10 protein-coding genes and 3 pseudogenes are annotated in these 11,038 nt (G+C 71.2%); 7 read left to right on the top strand and 6 right to left on the bottom strand.

Translation table 11 applies throughout. From position 1 onward, the window contains the following. Positions 1–84: 84 nt before the first annotated feature. Positions 85–456, bottom strand: a pseudogene (locus AB0N14_RS38880) (DUF2236 domain-containing protein); the annotation flags it as partial. Positions 457–555: 99 nt separating this feature from the next. Here AB0N14_RS38880 and AB0N14_RS38875 point away from each other — a divergent pair. The 3 genes from AB0N14_RS38875 to AB0N14_RS38865 all read left to right on the top strand — a co-directional run bounded on the left by AB0N14_RS38875 (position 556) and on the right by AB0N14_RS38865 (position 3,355). Beyond that, a complete protein-coding gene (locus AB0N14_RS38875; RefSeq protein WP_366030425.1) occupies positions 556–855 on the top strand; it encodes a hypothetical protein in 300 nt (99 codons plus the stop codon). A gap of 131 nt (positions 856–986) precedes the next feature. Next, positions 987–1,829, top strand: coding sequence for a hypothetical protein (locus tag AB0N14_RS38870; RefSeq protein ID WP_366030426.1), 843 nt, complete (start codon positions 987–989; stop codon positions 1,827–1,829). 149 nt (positions 1,830–1,978) lie between these two features. Beyond that, complete coding sequence (locus AB0N14_RS38865; RefSeq protein WP_366030423.1) at positions 1,979–3,355, top strand: tannase/feruloyl esterase family alpha/beta hydrolase; 1,377 nt, start codon at positions 1,979–1,981, stop codon at positions 3,353–3,355. A 4-nt stretch (positions 3,356–3,359) separates the two neighbouring features. Here AB0N14_RS38865 and AB0N14_RS38860 read toward each other — a convergent pair whose 3' ends face one another. The 3 genes from AB0N14_RS38860 to xylA all read right to left on the bottom strand — a co-directional run bounded on the left by AB0N14_RS38860 (position 3,360) and on the right by xylA (position 5,390). Continuing rightward, positions 3,360–3,542 (bottom strand): hypothetical protein, encoded by a 183-nt coding sequence (locus tag AB0N14_RS38860; RefSeq protein WP_103842773.1) that lies wholly within the window; start codon positions 3,540–3,542, stop codon positions 3,360–3,362. 125 nt (positions 3,543–3,667) lie between these two features. After that, a complete protein-coding gene (locus AB0N14_RS38855) occupies positions 3,668–4,087 on the bottom strand; it encodes a hypothetical protein (RefSeq protein WP_366030422.1) in 420 nt (139 codons plus the stop codon). Positions 4,088–4,223: 136 nt separating this feature from the next. After that, positions 4,224–5,390: a xylose isomerase gene (gene xylA, locus AB0N14_RS38850; protein WP_366030421.1), complete on the bottom strand. Its 1,167-nt coding sequence runs from the start codon at positions 5,388–5,390 to the stop codon at positions 4,224–4,226. A 198-nt stretch (positions 5,391–5,588) separates the two neighbouring features. Between xylA and xylB the strand changes: the two genes are divergently transcribed. From xylB to AB0N14_RS38830, 4 genes and pseudogenes are all read left to right on the top strand, one after another. Beyond that, positions 5,589–7,034 carry a xylulokinase gene (gene xylB / locus AB0N14_RS38845; protein WP_366030420.1) on the top strand — a complete coding sequence of 482 codons (1,446 nt, stop codon included), beginning with the start codon at positions 5,589–5,591 and terminating at the stop codon, positions 7,032–7,034. A gap of 17 nt (positions 7,035–7,051) precedes the next feature. After that, complete coding sequence (locus tag AB0N14_RS38840; RefSeq protein ID WP_366030419.1) at positions 7,052–8,260, top strand: ROK family transcriptional regulator; 1,209 nt, start codon at positions 7,052–7,054, stop codon at positions 8,258–8,260. Between the two features lie 201 nt (positions 8,261–8,461). Beyond that, positions 8,462–8,854, top strand: coding sequence for a hypothetical protein (locus AB0N14_RS38835; RefSeq protein WP_366030418.1), 393 nt, complete (start codon positions 8,462–8,464; stop codon positions 8,852–8,854). After that, positions 8,748–9,305: pseudogene (locus AB0N14_RS38830) on the top strand (acetamidase/formamidase family protein); the annotation flags it as partial. The gene AB0N14_RS38835 and the pseudogene AB0N14_RS38830, both read left to right, overlap by 107 nt. A gap of 403 nt (positions 9,306–9,708) precedes the next feature. Here the strand turns inward: AB0N14_RS38830 and AB0N14_RS38825 are convergent. Then, positions 9,709–10,380 carry a class I SAM-dependent methyltransferase gene (locus AB0N14_RS38825; RefSeq protein WP_366030417.1) on the bottom strand — a complete coding sequence of 224 codons (672 nt, stop codon included), beginning with the start codon at positions 10,378–10,380 and terminating at the stop codon, positions 9,709–9,711. 35 nt (positions 10,381–10,415) lie between these two features. After that, a pseudogene (locus AB0N14_RS38820) lies at positions 10,416–10,876 on the bottom strand (transposase); the annotation flags it as partial. Positions 10,877–11,038 lie beyond the last annotated feature (162 nt).

Genomic DNA, 11,038 nt, shown 5'->3' with positions numbered 1-11,038 from the left:
AGGGCAACCGCTTGGAAGCCATACCCGGTGTCTCTGGGTCTCTGGACCTTACGACGGCCCGTCCAACCCACGAACAAGGTAGGACCGCTTGGGCATCACCACGAAGGTGCACAGCACGTACCTCATGTCGTCGTCGCTGATGTCGTAGCTGCGGTGCATCTGGTTGATGCGGCGGATCGCGGTGCGCCCCTCGTCGCTGTCGAAGCCGTGCTCGACAACGGTGTCGAGGAGCAGGGAGGTGTCGTCGTACCGCTTCTGTGTGCGGTCGGTGAGCTCCCTGGTCTCGGCGAGCAGCCGACCGATGCCGGGGACGGCGTACGTACGATAGAGCGCAAGTTCCAAGGCGCGGGTGTAGTCCCAGGGGAACTCGTACGCGGCACTGAGCCGGTAGATCTCCAGGGCGTCCTTCTCGGGGTGCAGACGCCGGATCTGTTCGAGCCGATCGAACCGCTTCACCGTTCCGTCCCCCTTCTGCCACGGCGACTCCAACCCTACGTTGAAGAGCAGCACATGCACGTCGGCGAAGGCAACCACACAGGGGGAAGGTGGCTTGGCATGTTCGACAGGATCCGCACATCGGTGGGCAGACTCATCAAGAACTCTTCGCGCGCACGGGCGGCCGCGGCCGGGAGCAAGCGCACACACAACCTGTTCGAGGCGGCAGCCGCTTATGTGTCGGCGTGCGCCGAGGACGACCAGGACCGGATGGACGAGGCCGCGGCATGGGTCTCGCCGGAGGCCCTGTCGTTCGGTGTGACGGAGCTTGCCTGCCGTGCGCTGATCGCTCTCGCACGGGAGCGCGACGACTCTCCGCGGGCGGTCGCGCGCACGCTCCTCGGCCTGCCTGCCTCCTGACGCCGGAACTCACCGGGTGCTTTCGCCCCGTCCGGCCGGAGACGTGCGGTTCCTTCTGCGATTCGCAGTCGTGACAACCGGCTCGCAGGCGCATTAAGGTGCGCCGACGAACCATGGATCGGGAGGACGGCATGACCGGGACGGACGAGGACTCCGTCGCCGCCACGGACGACGCGCTGTATGTACTGACGGCGATTCTGCTGACGCCCGCACAGTTCCCGAGCGTGCTGGGCGACGACTATCCGGAGGCCTGCGCGGCGCTCGGTCTGCCGCCCGTGCCGGACGGGTACGGCCTGGTGCTCGGCCAGGACGGCGACGGTGCGCGCTGGACGGTGGTCGTCGACGACGTGTCGCTGGTGGCCGTGGCGATCGCGTCCTGGGACTGCGGCATGGAGTACGACCTGTCGCCCGACGAGCGCACGGTCGTCGCCGCGCTGCCGGGCTGGCCGCTGGCTGTGGCCGTCGCGGCGCCAGGTGTGCCCGCCCCGCACGACCCGGCACCGGAGGACACCGACCGTGAGCCGCTCTCCCCGCCGGACACCGACACCTGGGGTCCGGCGCAACGGCGCCTGGGCGCCGACCAGATCGCGCTCCAGTGGGCCGTGTGGCGAGACCAGATCGACGCCGCCGACTTCGCACCCGTGGACGACGCGGAGCCGGCGGCGGAAGGTGGCGAGCCCGCAGCCGGCAAGCCCGCCGGCGGGGCCCGCAGCGCGATACATCGCGCGCTTGACGAGGCGCACGGGTATGTGGACTCCCCTCCGCCGCCGGGCCGTGTCCGTTCCTCGTTCGCACCCGGTGACGCGCGCCTGTTGCGTGCCGACGGGCCCGGCTGGTCCATGGTGGCCAGGACCGACGACATCGCGTTCTTCCTCCTCGACGAGAAGCCCGGAGAGGTGATCCCGGTGGGCCGGGGGGCGCAGTTGCCCGGGCTGCTGGAGGGCCTCGACAAGGTGGCGGCACGTCCGGCCTGAGGTGGGACAACTGGGTGCAGTGAGCATGGGCTGCGTTGTGAGCCCCCATACGGCCGCCTGCGCCCATGTGGCCCACACCTATGGTCGGCGAACTTCCGTGGTCGCAGCATGGTCAGCCCCGTGCTCCCGTCCTGCCCCGGAGGTCCCTCATGCGCCTGTCCCGCCGCGTCGCGTTGTGCGCCGCCGCTCTGCTCGTCTCGTCCCTCCCCGGCCGCGCGGCAGCGGACGACGGTGGCCGTTGCGAACCCCAGGAGCGGATACGGGTACCTGGTGCGGCGTTCCAACAGAGCGCCTGTCTGGGCGATATGACGACGGCGGGGCTCGCGGGGACGCAGTACACGGACATGACCGACCAGGCGGGCCTGACCGCCGCGGCCACCCGCAATCCGTCCGGTGTGCCGGGGCTGCAGATCGACGGCTACTTCCCGGACGACTCGCACTTCAACACCACGCACGGCTGGCGGCACGACGCCCAGTTCGTGATCCGGCTCCCGGACCGGTGGAACGGCGGCCTCGTCGTCACGGGCGCCCCCGGTACGCGTCGGCAGTACGCGACCGACACGGCGATCTCCGACCGGGTGCTGGCGCAGGGCTACGCGTACGCGGCCACCGACAAGGGCAACAGCGGGCCGGACTTCTACCGCGACGGAACCCGCCCCGGTGACGCCGTCGCCGAGTGGAACCAGCGCACGACGCAGCTCACGCTGGCCGCCAAGCGGGTGGTGGCGCAACGCTACGGGCGGGCCCCTCGGCGCACGTACATGACCGGGATCTCCAACGGCGGCTACCTGACGCGCTGGCAGTTGGAGCACCACCCCGAACTGTACGACGGCGGGGTGGACTGGGAGGGCGCCCTGTGGACGGCCGACGGCCCGAACCTGCTGACGTCGCTGCCGGTGGCCGTGGCCCGCATGCTGGGCTCCGCCCGGGACGGGGATCTGTACGCGGCCGGGTTCGCCCGGGGGTCCGAGTTCCTGTGGCCGTACCACGAGAAGGCGTACTGGGGCATCACGCAGAAGATCTACCGGGCCGAGTTCGACCCCGCGTACGACCCCACCTGCCCCGGTGCGTCCGCCGGGTCGACGGCGGAGCAGATCCTGGCACCCTGTCCGTCGGACGCGGCCTACGACTACGCGGCGCGGCCCGTCTCCGTGCACCGGGCGGTCGCCCGGGTCGCCCTCACGGGACGGATCGGCAAACCGCTGATCACGCTGCAGGGCGACCTGGACGCCCTGCTGCCCAAGAGCGTGGACTCCGACGTGTACGCGCGCATGGTGCGGGAGGCCGGTCGCGGAGCGCTGCACCGCTTCTACACCGTCGCGGGCGGTACACACGTCGACGGCCTGTACGACTCCTATCCCGACCGGCTCAGGCCGATTCTGCCGTGCTACCGGGCGGCCTTCGACGCGCTCACCACATGGGTCGAGCGGGGCGAGCGGCCGCCCGCGGACCGTACCGTCGGCAGGCCCGCGGGCGGTGACGTGGTCAACTCCTGCGCACTGACGGGGCCCCGGGCCGACCGCTGACCTCTCAGCGGCCGAGTTCCTTCCGCGCCACTCGGCGCAGCCTGCGCCGCTGCGACGGGTCCAGGGTGAAGTACGCGGCCGCCGGGACTCCCAGCACGATCAGGAGGGCGGCCCACCACGGCAGCCATATCCACAGGATGAGTCCGGCCAGCACTCCCCCGGTGGCGATCTTCGCGTTCCTCGACATGTGTCGCCTCCTTCGCGGCCACTGCCGCTCTTTGTTCTGAGAACGGGTGCCTGCTGCGTGCGGTTCCGGGCCCCGACCCTGAGACAACCCTGAGTCCCGCCCCTCAGCCATCCCTGAGAGACCCCTCAGGGGACGGCCGCGACCTCAGTGTGCGTCGACGGTGCGGCGGCCGGGACCGCGAAGAGTGACTCCATGTCGCTCGGAATGCCGCTGGGAAGCACGCTGGGCCACCCCGACGGCAGCCTCGTCGGGAGGTCAGAGGGGAGCTTCGAGGGCAGTGCGGTGGGCAGTCCCGTCGGGAGGCCCAGGGACGGGGCAGGTGCACGGCTTGTGCTCGCGCCGCTCTCGGTGGGCGATTTCCGCTGCGACGCGCCTCCGCTGTTGACCACGAGGACCACGGCGACGATTCCGAGGGCCACGATCGCGGCGAGTGTGAGGAAGAGGCCGGCGCGGCGGCGGACGGGCGCGCCGGCTGGTCCGGGCGGCGGCTGGAACGGCGGGCCGAACCCGGTGTGGTCCGAGGGCGGCGTGTCTCCCGGCGGCATGGCCATACGGTCCACGGTCGCCCCGGACCGGTCATGGCGGGACCCCCGCGCGGCTGTTGATACGGACTCATGCCATGGACGGCATGAGTCCGGGACATTCCGCGCGAGGGCGCCGCTCCTCGAGTACGGGCAGCGATCAGCCGCGCGCGCCCAGCAGATGGTCCATGGCCAGCTGGTCCAGGCGCTCGAAGGCCATCCCGCGCGAGGCGGCCGCCTCCACGTCGAACTCCTCGAAAGCACTGCGGTCGGCGAGCAGCGCCTCCAGTCCGTCCTCGGCGGTCGGCTGCGCCAGCTGGTCCAGACGCGAGGCGCGCAGGGCCTCCTGGACCTCCGGGTCGGCCCGGAAGGCGGCAGAACGCTCCTTCAGGATGAGGTAGTTGCGCATGCAACCCGCCGCCGACGCCCACACGCCGTCGAGGTCCTCGGTCCGCGGCGGCTTGAAGTCGAAGTGGCGCGGTCCGCTGTAACCGGCGCTCTCCAGGAGGTCGACCAGCCAGAACGCGGCCCGCAGGTCGCCCGCGCCGAAGCGCAGGTCCTGGTCGTACTTGATGCCGGACTGGCCGTTGAGGTCGATGTGGAAGAGCTTGCCCGCCCACAGGGCCTGGGCGATGCCGTGCGGGAAGTTGAGGCCGGCCATCTGCTCGTGGCCCACCTCGGGGTTGACGCCGTACAGCTCCGGACGCTCCAGGCGCTCGATGAAGGCCAGGGCGTGGCCGACGGTGGGCAGCAGGATGTCGCCGCGGGGCTCGTTCGGCTTGGGCTCGATGGCGAAGCGCAGGTCGTAGCCCTGTGAGGTGACGTACTCGCCCAGGAGGTCGAAGGCCTCCTTCATGCGGTCGAGCGCGACCCGCACGTCCTTGGCCGCGCCGGACTCGGCACCCTCCCGGCCGCCCCAGGCGACGTACGTCTTGGCGCCCAGCTCCACCGCCAGGTCGATGTTGCGGATGGTCTTGCGCAATGCGTAGCGGCGGACGTCCCGGTCGTTCGCCGTGAAGGCGCCGTCCTTGAAGACGGGGTGCGTGAAGAGGTTGGTGGTGGCCATCGGCACGGTCATCCCGGTCGTGTCGAGGGCCTGACGGAAGCGCTTGATGTGCGCCTCGCGCTCGCTGTCCGAGGATCCGAAGGGGATCAGGTCGTCGTCGTGGAAGGTCACACCGTAGGCCCCGAGCGCGGCCAGGCGCTGCACCGTCTCCATCGGGTCCAGGGCGCGCCGGGTGGCGTCGCCGAACGGGTCCCGTCCCTGCCAGCCGACGGTCCACAGGCCGAAGGTGAACCTGTCCTCGGGGGTGGGCTGGTAGCTCATGCCGCGGCTCCTTGCTCGCTGAGACTATTTCGTCATGGCGCTTAACAAATTAGTATGCGGAGGCATCTCTGGGAAGAGACGATGTGTCCTCCGTACGGTGACTCCGTACGGTGACGACGGGCGCACGTCCGGCCCCTCCGGCCGACGCACGCCCGCCCACAGGCCAGAACCCGCGAGCCGCGGAAGAGGGAGAGCCCGATGTCAGCAGCCGAGGGTCCGCTCGTCGTCGGAGTGGACTCGTCCACCCAGTCCACCAAGGCCCTGGTGGTCGACGCGTCGACCGGACGGGTGGTGGCGAGCGGTCAGGCACCGCACACCGTGACGTCGGGCGCCGGTCGCGAGAGCGACCCGCGCCAGTGGTGGGAGGCACTGTGCGAAGCCCTGGCCCAGTGCGGCGAGGCGGCGCACGAAGCCGCCGCCGTGTCGATCGGCGGCCAGCAGCACGGCCTGGTCACCCTGGACGGCCGGGGTGAGCCGGTCCGCCCGGCCCTGCTGTGGAACGACGTACGGTCGGCGCCGCAGGCCCGCCGCCTGGTGGAGGAGCTGGGCGGTCCCAAGGTCTGGGCAGAGCGCACGGGAAGCGTGCCCGGCCCGTCCTTCACGGTGACGAAGTGGGCCTGGCTGGCCGACAACGAGCCGGAGGCCGTCCGGGCCACCAAGGCCGTGCGGCTGCCCCACGACTACCTGACCGAGCGCCTCACCGGGCAGGGCACGACCGACCGAGGCGATGCCTCGGGCACCGGCTGGTGGGCGTCGGCGACGGAGTCGTACGACGAGGAGGTCCTCGCGCACGTGGGTCTCCATCCCGCCCTGCTGCCGCGCGTGGTCCGGCCCGGGGAGGTGGCCGGCACGGTGCGCGACGCCCACGACCTGCCGTTCTCCAAGGGCACCCTGGTCGCGCCGGGCACCGGCGACAACGCGGCCGCCGCGCTCGGCCTGGGGCTGCGCCCCGGGACCCCGGTGCTGAGCCTCGGAACCTCCGGCACGGTGTACGCGGTATCGAGACGGCGGCCCGCCGACCCGACCGGGACCGTGGCGGGCTTCGCGGACGCGCACGGCGACTGGCTGCCGCTGGCGTGCACGCTGAACTGCACGCTCGCCGTCGACCGGATCGCCGCCCTGCTCGGCCTGGACCGGGAGGCCGTCGAGCCCGGTACCGGTGTGACGCTGCTCCCCTACCTGGACGGCGAGCGCACCCCGGCCCTCCCGCACGCCTCGGGGCTGCTGCACGGCCTGCGGCACGACACCACGGCCGGACAGCTGCTGCAGGCGGCCTACGACGGCGCGGTGCACTCGCTGCTCGGCGCCCTCGACCTGGTGCTCGACGCGGACGCGGACCGCGCCGCTCCACTGTTGCTCATCGGGGGCGGCGCACGTGGCCGGGCCTGGCAGGAGACCGTACGGCGGCTCTCGGGACGTCCGGTACAGGTTCCCGAGGCCAGGGAGCTGGTCGCGCTGGGCGCCGCCGCGCAGGCAGCCGGGTTGCTGACCGGTGAGGACCCCGCAGCCGTCGCCCGGCGCTGGGACACCGCGCGCGGGCCGGTCCTCGAGGCCGTGGAACGGGACGAGGCGACGTTGGCCAGGATCGCCGGGGTACTCTCCGACGCGGCGCCGCTGCTGGAGCGGGAGCCGGACCGGCGCTGACGAGATCCGAGGGAGGCATGACCGCACCGCTGCACGAAGCCCATCCGTCCAGCCCCGGCCGACGGCTGCCGGACACCCAGCAGGGCATGCGCCGCCGGAATCTGGCGCGGGTCATGCACACCGTCAGCGCCGAGGGGCCGCTGTCACGTGCCGCGGTCGCCTCACAGATCGGGCTGACCCGCGCGGCGGTCTCGACGCTGGTCGACGAGCTGATCCGGTCGGGGCTGCTGGAAGAGCTGGGGCCCGAACGGCCCGGCCGGGTCGGGCGCCCGGGTTCCGCTCTGGCCGTCAGCGGGCGCGGTCCCGCCGGGATCGGCGCCGAGATCGGTGTCGATCATCTGGCGGTGTGCGCGGTCGATCTGCGCGGCGACGTACGGGCGCGGGCGGTGCGGCACGGCACGAACCGTGGCCGCCCGCCGCAGCCGGTGCTCGGCGAACTGACCGCACTGGTACGGCAGGTGGTCGCGGAGGCACAGCGGGAAGGACTGTGGCCCGCGGGTCTCGCCGTCGCCGTGCCCGGCCTCGTCGCGCGCGACGCCCGGACCGTGGTGCGCGCCCCCAACCTCGACTGGCACGACGTCGACCTGGGGCCCCTCCTGCCGGACGAGCTGCCGCTGACGGTGGACAACGAGGCCAACTTCGGCTCGCTCGCGGAGCTGTGGCTCGGTGACGACACACCCCGCGACTTCCTGCACGTCTCAGCGGAGATCGGCATCGGCGGCGCCGTGGTCGTGGACGGGCGGCTGCTGCGCGGGACGCGTGGATTCGCGGGCGAGCTGGGTCATGTGCCCGTGCGCCCGGAGGGTCCCGCGTGCGCCTGCGGCGGGCGTGGCTGCCTGGAGCAGTACGCCGGTGAGGAGGCCGTGCTGCGCGCGGCCGGGCTGACACCGGGCGAGGACCGCGTCGAGCTCTTGGCCGAGCGTGCGGGACAGGGCGACCGGGAGGTACTGCGAGCCCTGCGCGGCGCCGGAACCGCGCTCGGCATCGCGCTCACCGGAGCGGTCAACCTGCTCGACCCGGAGACAGTCGTGCTGGGCGGAGCCCTGGCCGCTCTGGCGCCCTGGCTCCTGCCGTCCCTGGAGCGGGAACTGGCCCGGCGATCGGCCGGCCCGGCCTGCGCCGTGAGCGTCTCACGGCTGGGGTCCGAGGGTCCGCTGCTTGGAGCCGCGCACTCGGTGGTGCGGGCGGTGCTGGACGATCCTGCGGCGGTGGCGGCGCGGATGTGACCGCCTGGCCCGGGGCTTCCGGGAGCCCGGTCACGGTAGGGGTCACCTCCCTCGAACGGGTGACGGAGATATCCACAGTCTCCTGGTTGTCCACCGGGGACACCGCCCTCTTCCTGCCCAACCGCCCAGCGCCGTACCGTGATTCATGCGAGGCGCAGCCGCCGGGCAGTGGCTGCGCGGGAGCCGAATCGGGGGGTTCACATGGCGGGGGACACGGCTTTCGGCCTGAGGCGTGAGGCGATCGGCCTGCGCGAGGTCCTGTTCCAGAGCATCACAGCGATGGCGCCGGCGGCAGCGGTCGCGGCGTCCATTCCCTCCGGCGCGGCCTTCGCGGGCGGCAGCCTGCCGCTGTCGGTGCTCGTCGCCCTGGTGGCCTGCCTGTTCACCGCGTCGTGCGTGGCCGAGCTGGCGCGGCGGCTGCCTGCCGCCGGCTCGGTGGCGACCTATGCGGCGCAGGGGCTGCATCCGGCCGTCGGCTTCCTCGTCGGTGCCGATGGACCCCATGCACGGCACGGTGGGCGTGGCACCGGCCAACCTGGAGGTGCGCTCCGCGCTGGTGCCGGACGCGCACGGCGGGAACATGGACACCCCTGAGATGCGGGCGGGCGCCACCTGTTATCTGGGGGTGAACGTCGAGGGCGGGTTGCTCAGCCTGGGCGACGGGCATGCCCGGCAGGGAGAGGGCGAGACCTGCGGAGTGGCCGTCGAGTGCGCGATGAACACCGTGGTGATCGTCGAGCTGCTCAAGGGCGTCGCCACACCCTGGCCGCGCATCGAGACCGACACGCACATCATCTCGACGGGCTCGGCACGCCCGCTGGAGGACGCGTTCCGGATATCCCAGCTCGACCTGGTGCAGTGGCTGGTGCGCGACTACGGGTTCAGCGAGCTGGACGCCTACCAGTTCGCGGCCCAGACGGTCGAGTCTCCGCTGGCGAACGTCTGCGACACCAACTACACGTGTGTGGCCAAACTCCGCAAGGAATGGCTGTCGGCACGCGAGACGCACCGCGGAATCCATGCCCGGATGCGCGAAACGGCGGCCGCGCCGGGGGACGTTGAGCAAACCACGACAAAATCGGCACTTCTTTGGAAGTCAGGCGCGGAAGGCACTCCGTCCGTGAAACGAACCGAGCAGGAGCGGGCTAGACCCCTCACCAGCAGGCGCCGGTTACTGCAGGGCGCGGCCCTCGCAGCGGTGCCCTACACGCTGCTTCCCTCCGCACCGGCCCAGGGCCGGCCCCGGGCCGTCGACCATCCCTTCGTGGACTGGATGTCGGCGGACCCCCGTAACTACACGCCGTCCGACCGGCCCTTCAGCTATCCGCTCGACCTCGTCGTCATCCACGTGACGCAGGCGACGTACACGAGCGCCCTGGGCATCTTCCAGAACCCGCGGAAGAAGAGTAATTGTCAAGACCTGTGGATGCGCCTTTCCGGCCGCAGTGTCAGTGGGCGGGGGCGTGGTGGTGCGGGGTGGGCTTGCGGGCCAAGATCTGAATCCCCGCTGACTCATGACCGTTCATGGTGGAAACGGTGACGCGTCGGTTGTCGACGCAGTCGAATCCGACGAGCAGAGAGGTGAACCAGTCGCTCGGGTGGTGGCGGCAGACTGCGCCATCATCGGTCCTGAACACCCCGTAGGTGCCGTAGAGTTCGGCGAACCTGGCATAACGGTCGCGATTGCGCTGGTCGTCCTGCAGAAGAAGGTCGCTCAGGTAGAGCAATCCGCCCGGCTTGAGCACACGGCTCAGCTCGCCAATCAGCCGTCGCTGCGCGTCGTCGCCGGGAATGCAGGTCAGCACCGCGAAGAGCAAGACCACATCGACGCTCGCGTCCGCGCAGTCCAGGGTCGGTGGCGTGTCCAGCACCGCGAAGCGCATCGCGGGGTGCAGTCGGCGGGCCTGGGCGATCATCCCCGGCGAAGTGTCGACGCCGGAGAGGTTGCCGAAGCCCCGCTGGTCGAGGACGTTCATGGTCCGGCCGTATCCGCAGCCGTAGTCGAGGATGGCGGCGCTTCGGCTGATGTCGTCCAGCCATGGCATGTGCAGCGAGTGCGTGAACCGCTTTGTGCCCGCAGCCGCGTCCCAGTAGGCGGTCTGAGTGTCGAGATCGGACATGGCAAGTGCCTCCGTCGGCGTGTTTGGCGAGGTGATCACGCTGCCATAATCTCGGGGCGTTCGACGAGGTGGCCCCGTTCGAAGCGGGCTCCGGCGCGGACCAGGGCGACGAAGTGGGGGGCGTTCACGGCCCGCCAGCGGGCCTGGGCCGACTCAACGAGCTTGAAGACCATGGCCAGTCCTGCGGCCCGGCTGCCGGCGCCCTTGGTGACCTTCGTCCGCAGCCGGACCGTGGCGAAGGTCGACTCGATGGGGTTTGTGGTCCGCAGATGGATCCAGTGCTCGGCGGGAAAGTCGAAGAACGTCAGCAGTTCGTCCTCGTCGTCCGTGATCCGCTTGACGACCTTGGGGTACTTCGCCCCGTAGGCCCGCTCGAAGTCGCGGACGGCTTTGGCCGCGTGCTCCTTGTCCTCCGCGTTGTAGATCTCCTGGATGGCGCGCTTGGCCGCGGCTGAGCGGATTTCGGGAGGGCGTCGAGCACATTGGCCGTTTTGTGAAGCCGTCAAGAATCAACCTGTCGGTGTGTCGCATTCGCTGTGTGCTGCTGCGAGGAGGTCGGCGGTGGTCCGGTAGCGGGTGGTGGCCGGTGGCGGGAGGTACCCGCCTTCCATGAGCAGGGGCCGGATCTCACGGACAACGTTGCCGATCAAGGACCGGC

The sequence above is a fragment of the Streptomyces sp. NPDC051104 genome, assembly GCF_040682835.1.
Taxonomy (GTDB): domain Bacteria; phylum Actinomycetota; class Actinomycetes; order Streptomycetales; family Streptomycetaceae; genus Streptomyces; species Streptomyces cynarae.
Note: the sequence above shows the minus strand (reverse complement) of the source record. Positions and strands in the feature narration are given on the sequence as shown.

What these genes read in the sequence shown, in the direction of transcription:
- AB0N14_RS38855 (WP_366030422.1), bottom strand. Translation starts at nt 4,087, where the DNA reads ATGCCGCCGGGAGACACGCCGCCCTCGGACCACACCGGGTTCGGCCCG.
- AB0N14_RS38870 (WP_366030426.1), top strand. Translation starts at nt 987, where the DNA reads ATGACCGGGACGGACGAGGACTCCGTCGCCGCCACGGACGACGCGCTG.
- AB0N14_RS38825 (WP_366030417.1), bottom strand. Translation starts at nt 10,380, where the DNA reads ATGTCCGATCTCGACACTCAGACCGCCTACTGGGACGCGGCTGCGGGC.
- AB0N14_RS38835 (WP_366030418.1), top strand. Translation starts at nt 8,462, where the DNA reads ATGGCGGGGGACACGGCTTTCGGCCTGAGGCGTGAGGCGATCGGCCTG.
- AB0N14_RS38860 (WP_103842773.1), bottom strand. Translation starts at nt 3,542, where the DNA reads ATGTCGAGGAACGCGAAGATCGCCACCGGGGGAGTGCTGGCCGGACTC.
- AB0N14_RS38840 (WP_366030419.1), top strand. Translation starts at nt 7,052, where the DNA reads ATGACCGCACCGCTGCACGAAGCCCATCCGTCCAGCCCCGGCCGACGG.
- xylB (WP_366030420.1), top strand. Translation starts at nt 5,589, where the DNA reads ATGTCAGCAGCCGAGGGTCCGCTCGTCGTCGGAGTGGACTCGTCCACC.
- AB0N14_RS38865 (WP_366030423.1), top strand. Translation starts at nt 1,979, where the DNA reads ATGCGCCTGTCCCGCCGCGTCGCGTTGTGCGCCGCCGCTCTGCTCGTC.
- AB0N14_RS38875 (WP_366030425.1), top strand. Translation starts at nt 556, where the DNA reads ATGTTCGACAGGATCCGCACATCGGTGGGCAGACTCATCAAGAACTCT.
- xylA (WP_366030421.1), bottom strand. Translation starts at nt 5,390, where the DNA reads ATGAGCTACCAGCCCACCCCCGAGGACAGGTTCACCTTCGGCCTGTGG.